Source organism: Arthrobacter sp. AIWTK1, from assembly GCF_056680535.1.
Window position 1 is genome coordinate 693,465 of sequence record NZ_CM155287.1, and the last position, 17,609, is coordinate 711,073.

At 66.9% G+C, this 17,609-nt stretch carries 25 protein-coding genes and 1 tRNA gene; 13 read left to right on the forward strand and 13 right to left on the reverse strand.

Features of this window, described 5'->3' with window-relative positions; genetic code table 11:
- Window positions 1-144: 144 nt before the first annotated feature.
- Entirely contained in the window at window positions 145-1,656 is a 1,512-nt protein-coding gene (locus AC1MDG_RS03305) for an FAD-dependent oxidoreductase (RefSeq protein WP_479807533.1), read from the reverse strand.
- A gap of 128 nt (window positions 1,657-1,784) precedes the next feature.
- Here AC1MDG_RS03305 and AC1MDG_RS03310 point away from each other — a divergent pair, with 128 nt between their 5' ends.
- The gene (locus tag AC1MDG_RS03310) at window positions 1,785-2,255 is read left to right on the forward strand and encodes a DUF4383 domain-containing protein (protein WP_043478128.1); all 471 of its coding nucleotides are present in this window, start codon (window positions 1,785-1,787) and stop codon (window positions 2,253-2,255) included.
- 36 nt (window positions 2,256-2,291) lie between these two features.
- Here AC1MDG_RS03310 and AC1MDG_RS03315 read toward each other — a convergent pair whose 3' ends face one another.
- The 4 genes from AC1MDG_RS03315 to AC1MDG_RS03330 form a co-directional block, all read right to left on the reverse strand.
- Entirely contained in the window at window positions 2,292-2,945 is a 654-nt protein-coding gene (locus AC1MDG_RS03315; RefSeq protein ID WP_479807535.1) for a DUF4232 domain-containing protein, read from the reverse strand.
- Window positions 2,946-3,045: 100 nt separating this feature from the next.
- Window positions 3,046-3,762 (reverse strand): YcnI family copper-binding membrane protein, encoded by a 717-nt coding sequence (locus AC1MDG_RS03320; RefSeq protein ID WP_479809009.1) that lies wholly within the window; start codon window positions 3,760-3,762, stop codon window positions 3,046-3,048.
- A 204-nt stretch (window positions 3,763-3,966) separates the two neighbouring features.
- Window positions 3,967-4,605: a hypothetical protein gene (locus AC1MDG_RS03325; protein ID WP_479807537.1), complete on the reverse strand. Its 639-nt coding sequence runs from the start codon at window positions 4,603-4,605 to the stop codon at window positions 3,967-3,969.
- Between the two features lie 211 nt (window positions 4,606-4,816).
- A complete protein-coding gene (locus AC1MDG_RS03330) occupies window positions 4,817-5,035 on the reverse strand; it encodes a hypothetical protein (RefSeq protein WP_479807539.1) in 219 nt (72 codons plus the stop codon).
- A 225-nt stretch (window positions 5,036-5,260) separates the two neighbouring features.
- Between AC1MDG_RS03330 and AC1MDG_RS03335 the strand changes: the two genes are divergently transcribed.
- A complete protein-coding gene (locus AC1MDG_RS03335) occupies window positions 5,261-5,605 on the forward strand; it encodes a hypothetical protein (protein WP_043478140.1) in 345 nt (114 codons plus the stop codon).
- A gap of 45 nt (window positions 5,606-5,650) precedes the next feature.
- Here the strand turns inward: AC1MDG_RS03335 and AC1MDG_RS03340 are convergent, their stop codons facing one another.
- Complete coding sequence (locus AC1MDG_RS03340; RefSeq protein WP_479809010.1) at window positions 5,651-6,238, reverse strand: adenylate kinase; 588 nt, start codon at window positions 6,236-6,238, stop codon at window positions 5,651-5,653.
- Window positions 6,239-6,297: 59 nt separating this feature from the next.
- Here AC1MDG_RS03340 and AC1MDG_RS03345 point away from each other — a divergent pair, with 59 nt between their 5' ends.
- Entirely contained in the window at window positions 6,298-6,444 is a 147-nt protein-coding gene (locus AC1MDG_RS03345; RefSeq protein ID WP_479807541.1) for a hypothetical protein, read from the forward strand.
- Here AC1MDG_RS03345 and AC1MDG_RS03350 read toward each other — a convergent pair.
- Together AC1MDG_RS03350 and AC1MDG_RS03355 are read right to left on the reverse strand one after the other, a co-directional pair.
- Window positions 6,432-6,875: a hypothetical protein gene (locus AC1MDG_RS03350; protein ID WP_479807543.1), complete on the reverse strand. Its 444-nt coding sequence runs from the start codon at window positions 6,873-6,875 to the stop codon at window positions 6,432-6,434. The genes AC1MDG_RS03345 and AC1MDG_RS03350 overlap by 13 nt on opposite strands.
- Complete coding sequence (locus AC1MDG_RS03355; RefSeq protein ID WP_479807545.1) at window positions 6,859-7,434, reverse strand: hypothetical protein; 576 nt, start codon at window positions 7,432-7,434, stop codon at window positions 6,859-6,861. Before AC1MDG_RS03355 ends, AC1MDG_RS03350 begins: the two co-directional genes overlap by 17 nt.
- Before the next feature lie 181 nt (window positions 7,435-7,615).
- Here AC1MDG_RS03355 and AC1MDG_RS03360 point away from each other — a divergent pair, with 181 nt between their 5' ends.
- Both AC1MDG_RS03360 and AC1MDG_RS03365 read left to right on the forward strand, forming a co-directional pair.
- Complete coding sequence (locus AC1MDG_RS03360; protein WP_479807547.1) at window positions 7,616-8,392, forward strand: type 1 glutamine amidotransferase domain-containing protein; 777 nt, start codon at window positions 7,616-7,618, stop codon at window positions 8,390-8,392.
- A gap of 83 nt (window positions 8,393-8,475) precedes the next feature.
- On the forward strand, window positions 8,476-9,123 hold the full coding sequence (locus AC1MDG_RS03365) for a hypothetical protein (RefSeq protein ID WP_479807549.1): 648 nt from the start codon (window positions 8,476-8,478) through the stop codon (window positions 9,121-9,123).
- Between the two features lie 77 nt (window positions 9,124-9,200).
- Here the strand turns inward: AC1MDG_RS03365 and AC1MDG_RS03370 are convergent, their stop codons facing one another.
- Together AC1MDG_RS03370 and AC1MDG_RS03375 are read right to left on the reverse strand one after the other, a co-directional pair.
- On the reverse strand, window positions 9,201-9,806 hold the full coding sequence (locus tag AC1MDG_RS03370) for a dihydrofolate reductase family protein (protein WP_479807551.1): 606 nt from the start codon (window positions 9,804-9,806) through the stop codon (window positions 9,201-9,203).
- Between the two features lie 303 nt (window positions 9,807-10,109).
- A tRNA-Ser gene (locus AC1MDG_RS03375) sits at window positions 10,110-10,199 on the reverse strand.
- 105 nt (window positions 10,200-10,304) lie between these two features.
- Between AC1MDG_RS03375 and AC1MDG_RS03380 the strand changes: the two genes are divergently transcribed.
- The 3 genes from AC1MDG_RS03380 to AC1MDG_RS03390 are packed head-to-tail and all read left to right on the forward strand — an operon-like array spanning window position 10,305 to window position 12,862.
- Window positions 10,305-11,333 carry a zinc-dependent alcohol dehydrogenase gene (locus AC1MDG_RS03380; protein WP_479807553.1) on the forward strand — a complete coding sequence of 343 codons (1,029 nt, stop codon included), beginning with the start codon at window positions 10,305-10,307 and terminating at the stop codon, window positions 11,331-11,333.
- A 3-nt stretch (window positions 11,334-11,336) separates the two neighbouring features.
- Complete coding sequence (locus tag AC1MDG_RS03385) at window positions 11,337-11,735, forward strand: 6-pyruvoyl trahydropterin synthase family protein (RefSeq protein ID WP_479807555.1); 399 nt, start codon at window positions 11,337-11,339, stop codon at window positions 11,733-11,735.
- An 8-nt stretch (window positions 11,736-11,743) separates the two neighbouring features.
- A complete protein-coding gene (locus tag AC1MDG_RS03390; RefSeq protein ID WP_479807557.1) occupies window positions 11,744-12,862 on the forward strand; it encodes a glycosyltransferase family 4 protein in 1,119 nt (372 codons plus the stop codon).
- On the opposite strand, the gene tadA is transcribed toward AC1MDG_RS03390, so the two are convergent.
- Window positions 12,843-13,346: a tRNA adenosine(34) deaminase TadA gene (gene tadA, locus AC1MDG_RS03395; RefSeq protein WP_479807559.1), complete on the reverse strand. Its 504-nt coding sequence runs from the start codon at window positions 13,344-13,346 to the stop codon at window positions 12,843-12,845. The two genes, AC1MDG_RS03390 and tadA, sit on opposite strands and share 20 nt — an antisense overlap.
- A gap of 136 nt (window positions 13,347-13,482) precedes the next feature.
- On the opposite strand from tadA, the gene AC1MDG_RS03400 reads away from it, so the two are divergent.
- The 5 genes from AC1MDG_RS03400 (at window position 13,483) to AC1MDG_RS03420 (ending at window position 16,641) form a co-directional block, all read left to right on the forward strand.
- Window positions 13,483-14,265, forward strand: coding sequence for a phosphatase PAP2 family protein (locus tag AC1MDG_RS03400; RefSeq protein WP_479809011.1), 783 nt, complete (start codon window positions 13,483-13,485; stop codon window positions 14,263-14,265).
- Window positions 14,266-14,277: 12 nt separating this feature from the next.
- Complete coding sequence (upp, locus tag AC1MDG_RS03405; RefSeq protein WP_043478170.1) at window positions 14,278-14,913, forward strand: uracil phosphoribosyltransferase; 636 nt, start codon at window positions 14,278-14,280, stop codon at window positions 14,911-14,913.
- Between the two features lie 162 nt (window positions 14,914-15,075).
- Complete coding sequence (locus AC1MDG_RS03410) at window positions 15,076-15,453, forward strand: glyoxalase superfamily protein (RefSeq protein WP_479807560.1); 378 nt, start codon at window positions 15,076-15,078, stop codon at window positions 15,451-15,453.
- A 44-nt stretch (window positions 15,454-15,497) separates the two neighbouring features.
- On the forward strand, window positions 15,498-16,202 hold the full coding sequence (locus AC1MDG_RS03415) for an HAD-IA family hydrolase (protein ID WP_479807562.1): 705 nt from the start codon (window positions 15,498-15,500) through the stop codon (window positions 16,200-16,202).
- A 70-nt stretch (window positions 16,203-16,272) separates the two neighbouring features.
- Window positions 16,273-16,641, forward strand: a complete 369-nt coding sequence (locus AC1MDG_RS03420; protein ID WP_479807564.1) for a DUF7793 family protein — start codon at window positions 16,273-16,275, stop codon at window positions 16,639-16,641.
- A 9-nt stretch (window positions 16,642-16,650) separates the two neighbouring features.
- On the opposite strand, the gene AC1MDG_RS03425 is transcribed toward AC1MDG_RS03420, so the two are convergent.
- The gene (locus AC1MDG_RS03425) at window positions 16,651-17,028 is read right to left on the reverse strand and encodes a glycosyltransferase family protein (protein WP_479807566.1); all 378 of its coding nucleotides are present in this window, start codon (window positions 17,026-17,028) and stop codon (window positions 16,651-16,653) included.
- A complete protein-coding gene (locus tag AC1MDG_RS03430) occupies window positions 16,980-17,585 on the reverse strand; it encodes a glycosyltransferase (RefSeq protein ID WP_479807568.1) in 606 nt (201 codons plus the stop codon). The genes AC1MDG_RS03425 and AC1MDG_RS03430 overlap by 49 nt, the downstream gene beginning before the upstream one ends.
- Window positions 17,586-17,609: the final 24 nt, after the last annotated feature.

Consider the following 17,609-nt stretch of genomic DNA (forward strand, 5'->3'; position numbering starts at 1 on the left):
GGTGTGTCGCCTGGCGGCATGCCGCCGGCGGACTCCTTCCCCTGCATTCCTCCATCATGCCCTACGGCACCGACACTCTTGGCGGCACCCCTGGCGACACTACGGGCGGTGTCGCCCGGCGGCAACGAAGCCGCCTCAGCGCCGTCAGTCAAGCTGTCGCAGGTTGCGGACGGCGGGTCCTTCCAGCACCGTGCCGTCGCTGCTGAACCGGGAGCCGTGCAGCGGGCAGTCCCACGATTTTTCGCTGTCATTCCAGCGCACGATTCCACCCAGGTGGGTGCAGACGGCGGACAACGTGCAACTGGTGCCGTCCACGGTGGACACCGCCACAGGCCTCCGGCCGCGGCGGGACACAAGCCCTGTACCTTCCGGCGGCTGCTCCCGGGACTCATCCAGGCGCTTGAGCCCCACCTGCCCCCAGTCCTTGGCCGCAGTAGCCGCCGCGGACGCATTGAGGGAGACCGCGGAGACGGCCCCGGGCGGGGACGTAACCCTATGGTGGATGATGCTGGCCCAGGGGAGGCGGGTGCCCAGGATGTCGGCGGTGACGTCCAGGGCGGCGGCCACGGAGTTGGTCATGCCCCATTTGTAGTAGCCGGTGGCGAAATAAACCCGGCCCCGCCCGCGCGGGAGTTTGCCGAAGAACGGCATCAGGTTCGTGGCCTGGTAGTCCTGGGCCGACCACGAATGGGTGAGACTGGCGCCCGGGAACTGCGCCGTTGTCCACGCAATCAACGTGTCAAGGTAGGCCTGCGCTGACCTCGCGTGGCCCACGGGGTGGCCGTTGCCTCCCACCAGGAGGAGCCGCCGGCCGTCGCCCGGATAATCCCGCAGGGATCGGATCGGCTGTTCAACGGAAAGGAACATGCCGTCCGGGACGGCAGTTGTCCCGGGCAATTCGAACGACGCCGCGTAGGAACGGAGCGGCTTGAGCTTGGCAAAGTAGAGCCCCCGGTCCAGGACCGGAGTGCCCGTTGCCAGCACCACTTCCAGCGCGCGGACCGGCCCATGATCAGTCTGGACTTCCACAGGATCCGGCCCGCCGCCCGCGCGGAGTCCCCGGAGCCCGTTCAGCCGCACGCCGGAGACGATCTGGCCGCCGTGCGAGCGGACATCCTCCACCAGGGAATCGATGACCTCCATTGGATGAATCTGCGCCTGGCCGCCGAGGCGGATGGCACCTGTGACGGTAAAGGGCAGCCCGGGATCGTGGACGTACTCCGCATCAATCCCGGCGGCCCGGGCGGCGGCCAGCTCCCGGCGGAGTGCATCGGTGCCGTCGGCGGAGGTGGCGTAGGTGTAGGCATCGCGGTGCTGGAACGCCACCTCCCGGTCCGCCAGGTATCGGAGCAGCCAGGCCTGGCCCTCGCGGTTCATCTCGACGTAGGCACGCACCACCCGCGGTGAATACTGCTGCTGGAGCGCCGACAGCACGGTTCCCTGCAGGAGGGAGACTTTGGCGGTGGTGTTGCCGGTGGTCACGGCTCCCGGGCTCCGGGCTTCCACCACCAGCACCTTCTTGCCGGCGCGGGCCAGGAGCAGGGCGGCCACCAGTCCGGTCAACCCGGCCCCTGCCACCACGGTGTCAAACGTGCTGCGCGGGTGGAACTGGTCGCTGCGGAAGGAGTGGTTGCGGTCCAACCAGAGCGAGGTCATGGTCCTGCCTGCCTTTCCCCAATTCCGCCGGCACCGGTTACCGGGACCTCGTCGGCGGGACTCCGAAGGATTTCATAAGTAGACTTATCATGTCACGAGCGGCGTGACCGGGGAACAGGAGCGGGACCATGAAGACCACCGAAGCCGCAAGCGCCCGATTTGGCCTTCGGAAGAACGTCCAGAAGTCGTCCCTCATTGCCGGGGCGGCGCTTTTTGTCGTGGGAGTGCTGGGTTTTATCCCGGGCATCACCGAAAACTATGGCTCGCTGGCGTTTGCCGGGCACGGCTCGGAGGCAATGCTCCTTGGGGTCTTCCAGGTGTCCGTGCTGCACAACCTAATCCACCTGCTGTCCGGACTCGCCGGCATGCTGATGTCACGGCGTCCGCTGCCCGCCCGGAACTTCCTCATCGGCGCAGGGGTGTCGTACATGGTTCTGTGGACCCTCGGGCAGTTCCTGGCACAGGATTCTCCCGTGAATATCCTCCCCGTGAACAGCGCCGACAACTGGCTGCACCTGATTCTGGGCATGGCACTGATCGGGTTCGGGGTGGCGTTCTCCCGCGATGCGCCAGCAAAGCTGCGGGAATCCCGGGCCTAAGTTCCTGGCGCTTGAATTCCTGCCGAGGCTACGTTCCTAGCGGGCGTGGAATGCTCCGATGGTCAGCAGTTCGATCGCTTCGTTGTTGCAGGCGGTCCGGGGCTCGGCTAGGAACAAGGAGGCCGTTTCCTCCGGCGGATAGATCCGGTATCCGGCAGCCTGTGCGGGGTCGCACTCGGGGTAATTACCCGCCTGCGTGTAGCGCATGTCCGCCGCGCCCGCCTGCCCCGGGGCGAGGAGGACGTCCGCAACGGGCGAGGCCCCGTCCTGCCGGGCGGGGGCGCCAATGGGGGCCCCGTTGGCGTCCGCGGTGAGGGAGACGCCGGGGAATCCCCGCAGGAGGCAGGGTTCGGTGCCGGAGTTGGTAAGGATGAGCTTGGAATAGACACTGCCCGCTGCACCGCCACCGGTGGAATCCGACGACGCCGTCAGGTTGGCGGCCTTGCACAGCCCCGGTTGCGCGGCGGCCGAAGACGACGGCGGCTGCGACTGCGACTGTGACGGCGCCGGAGTGCTGGGCGACTGGCTCTCGGAGGCAGTCGACGAGGCGGGCGGGGTGCTGGACGTGGAGGCAGTCCCGGAGGTTGCCTGGGGCTGCGGCTGGCTGGGCCCGCAGGCGGTGAGCAGGAACGCGGCGGCCGCAACCGCCGTCGTGATGGCAAGTCCGTTTTTGATTGGCTGAGACCTCATGGCTCAAACTTTATGCCCGCAGTTGCCTGAGTCAACAATGCCACGACCGCTGCCGCGGATTGATGCCCGGATTGTGATTTCCGGGCATCAGTCCTGCGCGCTACTTCTTAGGGGCCGCAGCGGATCCTGACACGCGGGCTTCTGCGGGCTTCCGGTTCCGGCCGCGCATCAGCGCCACCCCGCCCAGGGCAAGTCCGCCGAAACCGGCCACCAGGCCCGCCCAGCTCCGCGCCTGCGCGCCGTCGTCCGGTGTGGAAGCCGAAACGGAGGAGGCCTGCGAAGCGTCCGCCCCTGTTTCTGCGGACGCCGACGCATGTCCGCCATGTGCGTCCGCGGCGGCGGCCGTGACGGTGAGCGAGGGTGCCGGCGCCTTGAGGGAGTGCGGATCCTGGCCGTCCTTGGCGATCTCGGACCAGTCCGTCTGCCCCTGTTCGCAGTTCTGCAAGGTGGGGAAATGGAGGGTCTTGCCGGCGGCGTCAGGGAGCTTGACGGAGAGCACCAGGGCGTCCCGGAGTTCGGGATTCAAGGGTGCCTTGGCGGTGTAGACGATCTGGCTGGTGCGCTTGGTGATGGTGGCGCCGTCCTCCAGCTTCTTGGGCTCCGGCAGTTGCTCCACGACCTTCTCCACGGTCCAGTTCGGGTTCACCGTGGGCTGGGCGTCGTTGAGTTCCTCGGGCAGCGTGATGGTCACCTTGGTGGTGCCGGACTCGTCGCAGCCGTGCGGGATCCCGAAGGTGAGCAGGGCGTAGGAGTTCGCGTCGGTCTTGTCCGGTGTGACGCCGACATGCGCGGAGGCGGCCGTGACTCCGGCCAGCATGAGGGCTGCGGTACCGCCGGCCACAGCAGCTGCGGAGAGGGTACGGCGGAAGGACGTGGGTGAGGGCTTGTTCACAAGGGGGGCCTTTCAGGGGTGCACGAACGCGCCAAAGGCGGTGCGCGAAGAGTATGGAGGGGGTGTCCGGCGCCGGACGGGGACCGCCGGGAACGGCGGATTAGCAGGCGGGCGGGGCCGGGAAGAGTGTCAGGAAAGTACGACGGCGGCGGGCGGGCCCCGCAGGCAGTCAGCCCTGAGGTTGCGCCAGGGGAGGGGAGCTGAATCCTCCGGCCAGCCGGCGGCGGCGGGTGCCGCGACGACGTCGGGCATTGCCGTGCGGGGGAGCCGGACGAGCGGGCGGAGCCACGCCGCGAGGGACCAGAGCGCTGCCTCGCCCTTGGCCAGCATCAGCGCGCACGCGAGGGTGGCCAGGGCGTGTCCGCCCAGCATGAGGCCGGCAACCCAGCCTGAGTCGTAATAGTGCAGGTGTGTGGCGGCGCTGCTGGCGGCGTCCAGCGTGAGGCCGGGGAACGCTGCTGAGGCGGTGTGGTGCCCCGTGGCGCTGTATGGTACCGCTCCGGCCGGAGAGCTGAAGGCGCTGAAAGCCTCGTGGAGGACCAGTTGCCCGGTAACCAGGAGCGCGGCCATCGCGGGAAAGCGCAGTTTGAACCGGGTGGCCGCGGTGGCCGCCATGCCGTTGAGGGCCAGGACCGCCGCCATGATGCCGGGCGCCGGCAGGTCACCGCCGCCAACCACGTGGGCTGCTGCTGCAAGGGTCACGATCATGGCGGCGACCATGGCCGCGCGGAGGGAATGGAAAGGAGTCCGGGCGTGGTGGGTGTGCACGGAGTCCTCCCTCGGGATCGGTTCGTTGCCGGCGTCGGTCCGCGCTCTGGCCGCAGTGGTGGCGCAGCGGCAGCGTGACGGATCCCTGTCATTCTAATAGGGAAGTAGCGACCGCCTGGTTAGTCCGTTTCCGGTCCGGAGCAGTAGTGGCAGTCATCCTCGCAGTGGATGGTGCCGGGGTCGGCCTGCAGCGCTGTGTTGGTTGCGCCGGTCACGAGGTGCTCCCGGTGAGCTGGTAGCCGTCGGCCACGTGGAAGAGCCGCCGGCGGCCAAGGCTGGACTTGATCCACACGACATCGCCGTCCGCAGTGCGGTCGTCCACCTGCCCGGTGTACTCGATGCGGCCGTTACGGCTCAGCTGCACGCTGTCGCCCACCTGCACGTCGTCCCAGCCCCTGGTGCTGATCACCGATTTGTTCTGCGAAGTCACGTATCGTCCCCGTTGCCGTTCCTGAAGCCTGCTTGATTCCCGGTGCCGGCAACTGGTGGTCAGCGCCGACATGATTCATCTAAGCCGCCGGGCCGGGGCGCATTCAATGGATGAAGTGCTGATGCTGGCTGCAGGGAACTGTGCAGGCGCCCAGCAGTCCCTATGCCGTGTCCGGAGCCGGGCCTAGACTGCTGGCATAGCAGCGACCAATCCGAGGAGACAACCATGGACTACGCAGGTACGGGCAATGAGAAAGCTGTTGCGGCAGGCGAGCTGAACCGGACGCACATCGGGCACACTGTCAGCTTCCAGCCGGACGAGTTCACGCTGGTGTTCGGCAGGATCGGTGCCATTGCGCGCAAGGAGGGCGGAGTGACCATTGCGCTGGACGGGGTTGACGGAGCCGGCGGCCTGCAGTCGCACTACAGCCTGCCGCCGACGCAGAATGTGTACGTCCAGCCGGACATGCTGACCAACACGGAGTCCACCATCAAGGACCTGTTCGGCAAGGTCCAGGAGAACCTGCGGGGTGGCGGCCACAAGGGCGACCAGCGCCCCGACGTGCCGTAAGGCCCGCTCCGTAAGGCCCGGACGCTCCGTATGGTCAGCGGCGCGTTATAGAGGACCGTCCACGGCATCCCGGAACGAGGCGCGGAGTGCCGCAAGCAGCCTGTCGAAGACCTCATCCTCGTGGCCGGTGCCTTCAACGCTCAGGAGGATCCCGCGCGCTGAGTAGGCCGCGGCCACCGGCTCCGTCTCGCGGTAGTAGAGCTTGAGGCGGTGCCGGATGACCTCCTCGGTGTCGTCGGTGCGTCCGGTCACGGTGGCGCGGTGAAGCAGGCGGCGGGAAAGTTCGGCGTCGTCGACCGTTAGTTGGAGTGCGACGTCCAGGGCATGTCCGTCGGCGGCAAGCATGATGTCGAGTTCAGCCAGCTGCGAGGTGTTGCGCGGATAGCCGTCCAGGAGGAAGCCGTCCCGGACATCGGCCCGGGCAAGGCGGTCACGGACCATGCGGTTCGTCAGGTCGTCGGGGACGAGGTTGCCCGCGTTCAGGTGAGCCTTGACGTCGCGACCCAGCGGCGTCAGGTCTTTCACGTGATCGCGGAAGACCTCGCCGGTGGACACTCCGTTGATGCCGAGGCGCTGTGACAACCGTTCGGCCTGGGTTCCTTTGCCGCACCCCGGAGGGCCCATAATCAGCATTCGCATCGTTGAGACCGCTCCCCGGGTGCCGTTGAAAGGTGTCCCCCTATGGTGTCCGCATGGAGGCGGCAGCACAAGGGAAGGCCTCACGCCGGGAAGGTGATGCCGCCGAATCCGGCACGAAGACCAAACGGTCTGTCGGCGGCCTGCCGACCGCTGACGCGGGATTCATGCCGCGCTCGCAGTTCATCAGTCAGTCTTTCTGACCAGGCTCCAAGAGATTAATGTCGACGTTGCCGCTTCCGGGTTTCGGTGACCCGCGGCGCTTCCGGAGTTGGGTAGCGCGGTATTCATCGCGTGCGAGGTTGAATGCATAGGGAGTGAAAAACCCTGAGATGCCGATGATCCACAACGCGCCCCCGTCAGGTCCGTCTCCCTCCCACAAGGGGCGCTGGAGCAGCCAGCAGCCCACGATGAACAGGACTCCTGAGAAGATCATGAGAATCCCCATGCCCCACCAGGTGCTGACCTGGGCATGGCCACGGCCGGGCGTGAAGCCGATCTCGTCGCTGGGATAGCTGTGCAGCTCGCCGGTGCTGGTCTTGCGGAGCACCCGCTTCTCACCGGCAGCGACAGCCTTCTTGTGTTCGGCGTATACGGCATCCTGGCGCCGCTCCCGCTCACGGTTGTGGACCACGGTCGGTCCTTTCCGGTGCAATAAATCCCGGCTCTCCAGGGAAGGGGCTCGTGCTGTTCGGGAAGTTCTCCCGGGTGATCTCCAGGGTTCCGGGGTGCTCCTCGAACCATCTTCGTGCCTGATCGTCGGTCACCGCGTACAAGGGCTTTGGCAGCCCCTTGGCTTTCCGGAGCTTGCGGGCCTGCCACTCTTCGCGGAGCGCCTTGATGCTAAGGAGCCAGCCGCCGGTGAACAGGGCCGTGCATAGGAGGGAACCAACGATGGTTATCAGGCCCATGCCCATGTCTCCCGGGTCCGGGAAGGATATGAGTAGGGCTATGAGCCCGAAAAGTACACCCATCGGGGCGAGGATGGCCGGGATCGTCATCAGCACGGTGACGACGCTAAGCCCTGTGAAGGTCCTGGCGCGGTAGTTGCCGCCTGAGGGGTTGTTGCCTCCAAGGCCCCACTCTTCCGGGGTGTAGGCGTGGATGATCGGCTTGTTGTTCCACCCCTCAATTCCGTGCCCGTACCAGTATTTGGGTACGTCTGGAAGCTGTTTGGGTTGAGTGCCGGTCAAAGGTCTGTTTTGTCCCTTCTAAGGAGTTGCCGACGGCCCGTGATCTGTGGAGATCGCTGTTTGGGCGCGTAGCCCTCACACTAGCGAAAAATGAGGCCGCCGACGGCCACCGCCTCGGACGGGGAGGGAGGCCCGGAATTGGGCTGGGCGTAGGGTGGAAGGTGGACGAAAGGAACACTTCATGAAGAAAATCCTCATGGTACTGACCAGCGTTTCCGAGATCGGCGATACGGGAGAGAAGACCGGCTACAACGTGGCCGAGGCTGCACATCCCTGGAAGGTCTTCAAGGATTCCGGGCATTTCGTCGACTTTGCGTCCATCAAAGGCGGCCAGCCCCCGCGCGACGAGGTGGACTCGAAAGATCCCATTCAGGTCGCTTTCACGGAGGACGAGACCACGCGCGCCGGTCTCTACAACACAGCCCGCGTCGACGTCGTTGATCCCGAACAGTACGACGCCGTCTTCCTCGTGGGCGGCCACGGCACCATGTGGGACTTCCCGGACAGCGAAGGCTTGCAGAACCTGGTGGCCAGCGTCTACAATGCCGGCGGCTTGGTGGGCGCGGTCTGCCATGGACCGGCCGGCCTGCTGAACGTGGAACTGGAGAACGGGTTCCGCCTCGTCGAGGGCCGGAAGGTGGCCGCCTTCACCAATGACGAGGAGGTTGCCGCAGGGAAGGACAAGGTCATCCCGTTCTTCCTGGCTGACCGCCTTGAGGAACAGGGCGCCACCCACGTCTTTGCGGATGTCTTTGAGGAGAAGGTCGTGGTTGACGAGCGCCTGGTTACCGGCCAGAATCCGGCCTCAGCCGCCGGCGTGGCCAAGGAAATGGAGAAGCTCTTCGCACAGGTCATCCACCAGGAAAAAGCCGAGGAACAGCAAGAGACGGAATCTCTGCGTGCCGAGAAGGACGCCGAGAAGAACGCCAAGAAGGCTGCTGCGGAAGCAGAGCACTAACAGCTGCAGCCCCTGACGTGAGAGAGCAAGCACAACGTGATGTTCAGCCGACCCATCTTTCGGCGGTTGCCGTCCAGTCCGGCATGACAAGTCCGCCCCCCTTCGCCGCCGCCCAGCCCGCGCATCCCCTCGATTACTGGCTCTCGCCTGAACTGGCCCGGATCAGCCCGCCAACTGCACCTTCCCGGTTGCGGCAACTAGCCGACGCCCAAGGCGCCCTGGCGGCGGCCTGGAGCAGCGCGATCGGCTCCGGACCCCTCCTGATCCTGGGTGGCGGGTTCATCACCGTCATGTCAGGGAACCCTGTTTGGGTCCTGGTCCTCGGTTTGACGGGTGCTGCGCTGATGGTGCTTGGCCGGTATTCCTGGAAGCGGGTACGCGCTTCACTGCCCAATACAGACAGTCTCCTCATCACGCGGGGCCCTGGCACGGCCCGCGGTGGCGTAGTGATGGTGTCTTTGCTGGCTGCCGTCCTGGGCGGATTCCTGGCCACGGAATTGCCTGCCAGCGCCGCCAGGGGCACGGCTACGCTCGTCGCCCTGGTTGGCGCTTACGTGCTCATTGTGGCCCTTCTGGTGGTCTGCATCCTGGTCCCTTCGGTGGTGATGGGCCGGGCCCGGCAGTCCTTCCGACGACGGGTCCAGGCGGACCCGACTCTCCGCACGGCTGTGGAAGACGATCTGGCCACCTGGCGCGACCCTTACGGCAACGCGGGCTACGGCCCCCTCTAGACGTCGAGGCCGGGCTGGCGGCAAGCTGCGGCCAGCGGTGAATGACCCTCCTGCTGCGCAGGAGGACGGCAGTGCGGTTAGCTGACGCGGCGGTAGCGGATGTGGGTGGCCAGCGGTGAGTGAAGCACCTCTGCGGGTTCGAAGCCGAAGGATTCAACGCCGTCGAAGATGCGCTCGCCCGAACTGAGCAGGACCGGTGCGATGTCGAGGGTGAGCTCGTCGATCACGCCGGCCATCAGTGCCTGTCGGACGGTCGAGGCCCCGCCGGCGATGTCCACGCCTTTGTCCCCGGCGGCCTGGCACGCTGCGGAGTAGGCGGCGTCGAAGCCCTCGGTGACGAAGTGGAAGGTCGTCCCGCCGTCCAGCTGGATCGGGTCATGTGCGTGATGGGTCAGCACGAACACCGGCGCGTGGTACGGCGGTTCGGCTCCCCACCACCCGGTCCATTCCTCGTCCCAGTCCCCGCGGATCGGGCCGAACATGTTCCGACCCATCACGTACGCGCCCCGCGGGCGCATGAGCCACTCGTTCGCGACCTTGTCGGCATCGTTGGCTCGGGGGTCGCCGATGTGCCAGCCGTGCAGCTCCAGCCCCCGCTTGCCCAGGGGGTCCTCGCGGCTCTGGTCCGGCCCGGCGACGAAGCCGTCCAGCGAGATCGACATGTGGCAGGTGGTGTCCGGCACCGCGAACCTCCTGAGTGATGACGACCTGCATGCGGTCGTGTTGGGATTCTGGGGATCATAGCACGGGCCGGCATAATGGCCGACCGCCTCCGCCGGGGCAGCCGGGGCCGGGCTCCGTATCCGGGCGCCACGGTTTGACCCGCAAAAGCAATGCTGACCGACAACGGGACGATTCCGCATTTTTGGAAGCAGGCAGCTATCGGGCCCTACGTCCTCGCTCCAAGCACCACGGGACCACCTTTAGCCGCCAGACAAAGCAAAGGCCCTGCTTCCCTTGTGCAAAGGAAGCAGGGCCTTTCTCATTGGCGGTGACGGTGGGATTTGAACCCACGTTGGCTTTGACACCAAACAACATTTCGAGTGTTGCACCTTCGGCCGCTCGGACACGTCACCAACCTGAATAGGTTACCGGAGCATGGCTCGCTTCCCCAAAACGGGGGCGCGCCGAGCAGCATAGTCTTCCCCGCGCCAGTCACGGGGACTAGATTCATAAGCAAGATGATCAATTCCCAGCAGCACTCCCAACACCCTTCCCGGGCCCGGGCCTATTGGACCGTCGGCCACGAAAAAGGCGAGCTCCGCACCGAGGACCTTCCCGCGCCGGGCCCCGGTGAGGCGCTGGTCCGCGCCCTGTACTCCGGAATCAGCAAAGGCACCGAAACCGTGGTCCACTGCGGCAAGGTGCCGCCACGGGTTGCCGAACAAATGCGGGCTCCCCTGCAGGAGGGATCCTTCCCGTCGCCGGTGAAGTTCGGCTACCTCTCCGTGGGAATAGTGGAGGACGGCCCGGAGGGCTGGGTGGGCCGCACGGTGTTCTGCCTGCACCCGCACCAGGACCGCTACATCGTTCCGGTCGAGTCCCTGACCGTGGTCCCGGAGAACGTCCCGGCCCGCCGGGCAGTTCTCACGGGAACCGTCGAAACGGCCGTTAATGCGCTGTGGGAAGCCGGACCCCGGCTCGGCGACCGCGTCGCCGTCGTCGGCGCCGGCCTGGTGGGCGGCATGGTGGCCACCCTCCTGCGGACGTTCCCGCTGCAACGGTTGCAGCTGGTGGATGTCGATCCGGCAAAGCGGGCTTTCGCCGATGCCCTTGGCGTGGAATTCAGCCACCCGGACGACGCCCTGGCCGACTGCGACATCGTGTTCCACTGTTCGGCCTCCCAGGAGGGCCTCGAACGCGCTCTCCAGCTGGTGGGCGACGAAGGGGACGTCATCGAGATGTCCTGGTACGCCGACCGCAAGGTCACCATCCCGCTGGGGGAGGACTTCCACGCCCGCCGGCTGTCCATCCGCGCAAGCCAGGTGGGAGTCGTGGCACGCGCCCGCCGCCACCGCCGGACCACCGCCGACCGCCTGGCGCTCGCCGTGTCCCTGCTCAGCGATCCCGTCTATGACACCTTCCTCACGGGGGCGTCGCCGTTTGCGGAACTTCCCGCCGTCGTTCACGCGCTGGCCGAGGGCCGCCTGGACGCCCTCTGCCACGTGATCGAATACCCTTCCGAACGCCCCGCCGAAGACAAGAGGTAGCCCTTGTTCAGCCTGACCGTCCGCCGCCACTTCATGATTGCCCACAGCCTCCCCCGGGAAGCCTTCGGGCCCGCCCAGGGCCTGCACGGGGCCACCTTCGTGGCGGAGGTGACCTTCCGCCGTCGTGCGCTGAACGACGACGCCATCGTCCTGGACATCGGCGCCGCCGGCGGACTCATCGAAGAAGTGCTGGCCGGCCTGAACTACAAAAACCTGGACGAGCACCCCGACTTTGCCGGCAAGCTGAGCACCACCGAAGCGCTCGCACAGTACATCGCCGAGGCCGTGGCAGCCGAAGTCCGTGGCAGCGAAGACGGGCGGGAGCTGGCCGGACTGGCCGTCACCCTCCGGGAGAACCCGGACGCCTGGGCGTCGTTCGCACTCGACTTCGACGCCGAGTAGCGCCTTCCATGATTAAGCCGGGCAGCCCGGCGGTCCGGCTGGTCGTTCCGGGCAATGTGCGGCACAACTCGGGAGGCAACGCCTACAACGCCGCACTGGCCAAGGGACTCAGGGCCCTGGGGGCGGAGGTGGACATCTGCCGCGTTGAGGGGAACTGGCCGGTGGGCGGCGAGGATGAACGACGGCGGCTGGCCCGGCGGCTGCTCGACGGCGGGGAGGGCGTCGGTTCCATGGGCGCGACGTCCCGGACACCGGTGACCATCGTGGACGGACTGGTTGCGCTGGGCGCGCCGCAGGCCTTGGAAGAGGCAGCCGCCGGCGGGAGGCCGGCCTGGATCCTGGTGCACATGCCGCTGCCCGGGCACCCTGACCTGGAGGGCCGCGCACTGGCTGCCGCGGCGGGCGTCATCTGCGCCAGTTCGACGGCGGCCGACGAGCTCCGCGGCAGGCACAGTTCAGGCAGCCACAGCACAGCCCCGATCCATGTGGCGTTGCCGGGGACCTCGGCCGCCCCGCTGGCAGCCGGATCGAATCCGCCGCATTTCGTTGCTGTGGCAGCCCTCCTGCCGAACAAAAACCAACTCATGCTGCTGGAGGCGCTCGCTGCGATCAGGGAGCTGCCCTGGACCGCGTCCCTGGTGGGCTCCGATTCCGCAGACCCCGCCTACGCGCAGGCCGTCCGCGGCGCGATCCTCTCGCTGGGGTTGACGGACCGGGTCTCAGTCCAAGGTGAGCTCACCGGGCAGGCCCTCGACGCGGAGTGGAGCCGGGCGGATCTCAGCGTGCTCGTTTCACAGGCTGAAGCGTACGGGATGGTGGTTACCGAGTCGCTCGCCCGCGGCATCCCGGTGGTGGTGCGGGACGGCACCGGCGCCGTTGAGGCGCTCGCCGCCGGGTCACCGGATGGCTCAGAAGCTCCCGACGGCGGCGGGGCAGCCGCCCTGCCGGGCACCGCCGTCGTGCTCGGCGCGGACCCGGCCCCGCTGGAAGCCGTGCTGCGCCGCTGGCTCAGCGAACCGGATTTGCGATGCCGCTGGCGCGAAGCGGCGCTGGCCGCGCGGAACCGGCTGCCCGGCTGGGATGTTACGGCCGGGACCGTGCTGCGCATCATTGCAGGGGCTGGCTGACTTGCCGGTGACCTGCGAAGAAGTCCCGGAGCAACGCGGCGCACTCCTGCTCGCGGACTCCGGCGTAGACCTCCACCCAGTGGTTGAGGCGGCGTTCGCGAAGAATGTCGAACACCGATCCGGCAGCTCCCGCCTTTTCGTCCCACGCTCCGAACACAACGCGGGGGATCCTGGCCAGGACGATGGCGCCGGCACACATGGCGCACGGTTCCAACGTCACCACCAGGGTGCAGTCCGACAGCCGCCAGCCGTCGCCCTGCGGAAGGGCCTGCAGCCGGGCGGCCGCTTCACGGATCGCCACCATCTCGGCGTGCGCGGTGGGATCACCGTGCGCCTCCCGTTCGTTCCTCCCTGTACCCAGAACATCGCCGCCGGGCCCGATAACGACGGCGCCGATGGGCACGTCCTCGGTGCCCAGGGCGCGCTGCGCCTCGGCGAGGGCAAGGCCCATCCATTCGGCATGGCGGGGCTCCGGGGAGGTCATGGCTCAATGATAGTTTCGAAGATTAGGAAGGCGCAGGCGACGTATGAGCCCGGGAGACGACGTGAAGACCTTGACTGACCGCATTACCGACCGGTGGGGGCGGTGGGTGGTGCCGTACGCAGCCCTCTGGATCACCATGCTGATTGGCGGCGTGATCGTTGTGACGCTGGCGTTCCTCGGCGCCGAAGTCTACGACAACGTGGTGGATGAGGCCGGCCTCGCCAACCTGGACAAGCCGGCGCTGGCGCTATCGGAGGACCTCCGGACCCCCTGGCTCAATTCCGCGGTCACCGCCTTCACCAATATTGGCGGCGGGATCGGCATGCCGATCCTCGGCAGCATCCTGACGGCGTGGCTGACGTGGGCAGGGCGCACCTGGCGGCCCCTCATTCTGGTAGGCGGCGCCGCGGCTGCTTCGGTCACTGCAACAACGTTTGGCAAGAAGCTCTTTGGCCGCACCCGCCCGGACCATGCAGACGCTGTTCCGCCTTACGAAGATTCGCCGTCATTCCCCAGCGGGCACACGCTCAACACCACCGTCGTGATCGGACTGGTGGTCTATCTGGCCTGCCTACAGATCCAGCGGACCGTTGCGCGGGTGTCCATGATCACGGCCGGTTCCCTCTTCATCATCGCCATGGGCCTGAGCAGGGTGTTCCTCGGCCACCACTGGCTGACTGACGTCATCGCCGGATGGCTCCTTGGCATGGCCTGGGTGGGAATCGTGATCCTTGCCCACAGGCTATTCCACGTGATGCGGCACCGCGAGCATGCCGGTCCTGCCCCGACGTTCGACCACCCGGTGCTCCGGGACGAACTTGCGGCCCACCATGCCGCCCACCGTGCCGAGGACCACTCCGAGGGCAAGGACAGCCCCGGGCAGGCCCACGGCTCACGCGGGGACACTACCTCCGGGTGATAGTTTTGACCCATGCGCACACTCGTCGTGGACCACCCGCTGGTCGCTCACAAGCTCACCGTTCTGCGGGACAAGAACACCCCTTCCCCGGTCTTCCGGCAGCTCACCGAGGAGCTCGTCACGCTCCTCGCCTATGAGGCCACGCGGGACGTCCGCACCGAGCCCGTCACCATCGAAACGCCGGTCAGCACCACCATCGGCACCGCCTTCACCAAGCCCACACCGCTGGTGGTTCCCATCCTCCGCGCCGGACTGGGCATGCTCGAGGGCATGACCAAGCTGGTGCCCACTGCCGAGGTCGGCTTCCTGGGCATGGCCCGCGATGAGGAAACCCTGGACATCATCACCTACGCGGAGCGCCTCCCGGAGGACCTGACGGACCGGCAGATCTTTGTCCTGGACCCCATGCTCGCCACCGGCGGCACGCTGCGCGAAGCCATCAAGTTCCTCTTCAAGCGAGGCGCCTCGGACGTGACGTGCATCTGCCTGCTGGCCGCCCCGGAGGGCCTGGCCAAGCTGGAGGAAGAGCTTTCCGACGCCAACGTGACCATTGTCCTGGCCTCCATCGACGAGAAGCTCAACGAGAAGTCCTACATCGTGCCGGGCCTCGGCGACGCCGGAGACCGTCTCTACGGCATCGCCGGCTAGTTGCTGGGCTGAATCTTCAAGCCGTGGCTGCGGGCCGGGGACTGCGTTCCGGAACGCAGCCCCCGGCCCGCACCCGCGTTCCCGGGAAGCGATCCCGGACCCGCGTTCCCGGGAAGCGATCGCCCCTTCCGGTTTCCGGCGGCCACGGCTAGCCTGTGGCCCATGGACTGGAAACTTGAACTGGTGTTTGTTCCTGTGTCCGACGTGGACCGTGCCAAGGATTTTTACGTCAACAAGGTGGGCTTCAACGCCGACTACGACGAACGGCCCATGGAGGGCATCCGCTTCGTCCAGCTGACCCCGCCGGGCTCTGGCTGCTCGATCGCCATCGGCGAGGGCCTCAACGACGCTCCGCCGGGCACCGCTCCCAGCCTGCAGTTGGTGGTCAGCGACATCCAGGCCGCGCACAAGCAGCTCAAAGACAACGGCGTTGACGTCAGTGACGTGGACGTGCAGGACTGGGGCCACTTCGTCCATTTCGCGGACCCCGACGGCAACAAATGGGCTGTCCAGTACATCCCCCACCGCCCGAACGGCTGAGTCACACAATCGGTCACCGTTGCGGTGTGGGGCAGGATGGAAGCATGAGCTTTCACACCGACGCCACCGCACCGGTTACCGACGCCTCGGCAGCCGTCACCGTTACCGCCCGGGGCGTACTGTTCGACATGGACGGCACCCTGGTTGATTCCACGGCCGTTGTGGAGCAGGTGTGGGGCGAATTTGCCGCCCGATACGACCTGGACATCGCCGAGATCCTCCGGACTTCCCACGGCGTCCAGGCCGGGGATACAGTACGCCGTTTTGCGCCTGCCGGCACCGATGTCGTAGCCCTCACCGCGGAACTGGGCGCCATGGAGCGGGTCCGGACTGACGGTATTGTGGCCCTCCCCGGGGCCGCTGAACTGCTGCGTAGCCTTCCGGCGGATGCCGTGGCGCTGGTGACCTCCGCCGACCGGATCCTTGCCGATATCCGAATGGGCGCCGCGAACCTGGCCATGCCGACCATTGCCGTCACAGCCGACCGTGTCACCCGGGGCAAGCCGCATCCGGAAGGCTACCTCCGGGCCGCCGAACTCCTCGGCGTGGACCCGGCCGATGCGCTGGTCTTTGAGGACGCCCCGGCGGGCATTGCGGCCGGAGTTGCCGCCGGGATTCGGACCATTGCCATCGGACCCAACACCGGTCCGCTGCCGGACGGTGTCCTGCACATCACCGATTACACCGCAGTTTCCGTCAGCACGAACGTGGACGCTGTAGGGGTCAGGCGGATTTCCTTCCGCTTCTGAGGCCCAACCCGGCTCCATGTCCAGTAGTCTCAGTGAAGACGGCTGACTCTTATCTTGGGGGGGGATAGGGATGACCGAAATTCCGATCGACGGCGACAGGGGCACTGTCCAGCTGCGGGGCGGTGTCCTGCGTGTGCGATGGATTCCAGGCCTGGCCATTTGCGAGGAAGCTGCCGTGGCCGTGATGTCGGCCGTCAACGAGTTGAGCCACGGACGGTCGTTTCCGATGCTGGTGGACATGGCTGCGACGGCCACCATGAGTCGCGGTGCCCGGCGCGTCTTTGCCAGTCCCAGCACTGTTGCCAGGGTGGCGCTCCTTGGATCGTCCCCGGTGGACCGGGCTCTCGCCAATTTCTTCCTCCGCATTCACTCTCCGGCCGCTCCGACGCGTTACTTCACCTGCCCGGAGGAAGCCATGCGGTGGCTCCGGCTCCTTTAGCCGTCACCTCTAGCCGTCACCGCAGGAGTGGCGCACCCGGTGCGAGTTCCGCCCGCAGGTCCGCAACCGGAATGCGGCCTGTTGCCAGGTCGCGCGCGAGGCGGGGCCCATGCCGCGCAGGTCGGCGAGGGCGGTCTGCATAAGGTCCACGCCGGAGTCGCCACCGTCGGTCCAGTCCACCGGAACCTCGTGCACTCGCAGTCCGCACTTTTCGGCCAGAACCAGCATCTCGGTGTCGAAAAACCAGGCGCTATCCGCCGTGTGCGGCAGGATGTGCCGGGCAACATCTGCACGGATGGCCTTGAAACCGCACTGTGCATCGCTGAAGTGCACACCCATCAGCGCATGCAGCAGGAAGTTGTAGCCGCGGGAGATGAACCCGCGCATGGTTTGCGGGCAACACGGGAAGTTCTTGCCAGCCGGGTTCCAATCGCAAGGTCCGAATGCCCGGACACGAGCGGTGCCACCAGGGGAGCGAGGGCTGCGAGGTCGGTGGAAAGGTTCACATCCATGTATGCCAGTACGGGTGACGGCGAGGCCAGCCACACCGTCCGAAGGGCATTGCCGCGGCCTTTGGAGGCGAGCCTGACCACAGCAACCTCGCGGAACTCCCGGGCCACACGCTCGGCGACCTTGAGCGTGCCGTCAGTGCTGGCATTGTCTGCCACCGTGATCCGGAAGGCGTGCGGAAACGTGCCGGCCAGATAGGAGTGGAGCTGGCGGAGGGAGTGCTCCAGGACCTGTTCCTCGTTGTACACCGGGATGACTACATCGAGGACAGGCACTGTTGTCGCTGAATGCCCGTGGATCGCCGTTGCGATGGGGGCCCGACGTGCGTATCCCGGCCGCGGGAACGTCGGGGCGGGAGAACCCGGCCGGGCGCCGACGGCGGCCCGCGGTTGCGGGTGCAGCAGGGGTCCCGTGGCCAGGTCTGTGGGCGTCATGGTTCAACTATGCTGCCGCCGCAT

Coding starts and splice junctions, on each gene's coding strand:
- AC1MDG_RS03305 (WP_479807533.1), bottom strand. CDS start 1,656: ATGACCTCGCTCTGGTTGGACCGCAACCACTCCTTCCGCAGCGACCAG.
- AC1MDG_RS03310 (WP_043478128.1), top strand. CDS start 1,785: ATGAAGACCACCGAAGCCGCAAGCGCCCGATTTGGCCTTCGGAAGAAC.
- AC1MDG_RS03315 (WP_479807535.1), bottom strand. CDS start 2,945: ATGAGGTCTCAGCCAATCAAAAACGGACTTGCCATCACGACGGCGGTT.
- AC1MDG_RS03320 (WP_479809009.1), bottom strand. CDS start 3,762: ATGCTGGCCGGAGTCACGGCCGCCTCCGCGCATGTCGGCGTCACACCG.
- AC1MDG_RS03335 (WP_043478140.1), top strand. CDS start 5,261: ATGGACTACGCAGGTACGGGCAATGAGAAAGCTGTTGCGGCAGGCGAG.
- AC1MDG_RS03340 (WP_479809010.1), bottom strand. CDS start 6,238: ATGCTGATTATGGGCCCTCCGGGGTGCGGCAAAGGAACCCAGGCCGAA.
- AC1MDG_RS03345 (WP_479807541.1), top strand. CDS start 6,298: ATGGAGGCGGCAGCACAAGGGAAGGCCTCACGCCGGGAAGGTGATGCC.
- AC1MDG_RS03360 (WP_479807547.1), top strand. CDS start 7,616: ATGAAGAAAATCCTCATGGTACTGACCAGCGTTTCCGAGATCGGCGAT.
- AC1MDG_RS03365 (WP_479807549.1), top strand. CDS start 8,476: ATGACAAGTCCGCCCCCCTTCGCCGCCGCCCAGCCCGCGCATCCCCTC.
- AC1MDG_RS03380 (WP_479807553.1), top strand. CDS start 10,305: ATGATCAATTCCCAGCAGCACTCCCAACACCCTTCCCGGGCCCGGGCC.
- AC1MDG_RS03390 (WP_479807557.1), top strand. CDS start 11,744: ATGATTAAGCCGGGCAGCCCGGCGGTCCGGCTGGTCGTTCCGGGCAAT.
- tadA (WP_479807559.1), bottom strand. CDS start 13,346: ATGACCTCCCCGGAGCCCCGCCATGCCGAATGGATGGGCCTTGCCCTC.
- AC1MDG_RS03400 (WP_479809011.1), top strand. CDS start 13,483: ATGCTGATTGGCGGCGTGATCGTTGTGACGCTGGCGTTCCTCGGCGCC.
- upp (WP_043478170.1), top strand. CDS start 14,278: ATGCGCACACTCGTCGTGGACCACCCGCTGGTCGCTCACAAGCTCACC.
- AC1MDG_RS03410 (WP_479807560.1), top strand. CDS start 15,076: ATGGACTGGAAACTTGAACTGGTGTTTGTTCCTGTGTCCGACGTGGAC.
- AC1MDG_RS03415 (WP_479807562.1), top strand. CDS start 15,498: ATGAGCTTTCACACCGACGCCACCGCACCGGTTACCGACGCCTCGGCA.
- AC1MDG_RS03420 (WP_479807564.1), top strand. CDS start 16,273: ATGACCGAAATTCCGATCGACGGCGACAGGGGCACTGTCCAGCTGCGG.
- AC1MDG_RS03425 (WP_479807566.1), bottom strand. CDS start 17,028: ATGCGCGGGTTCATCTCCCGCGGCTACAACTTCCTGCTGCATGCGCTG.
- AC1MDG_RS03430 (WP_479807568.1), bottom strand. CDS start 17,585: ATGACGCCCACAGACCTGGCCACGGGACCCCTGCTGCACCCGCAACCG.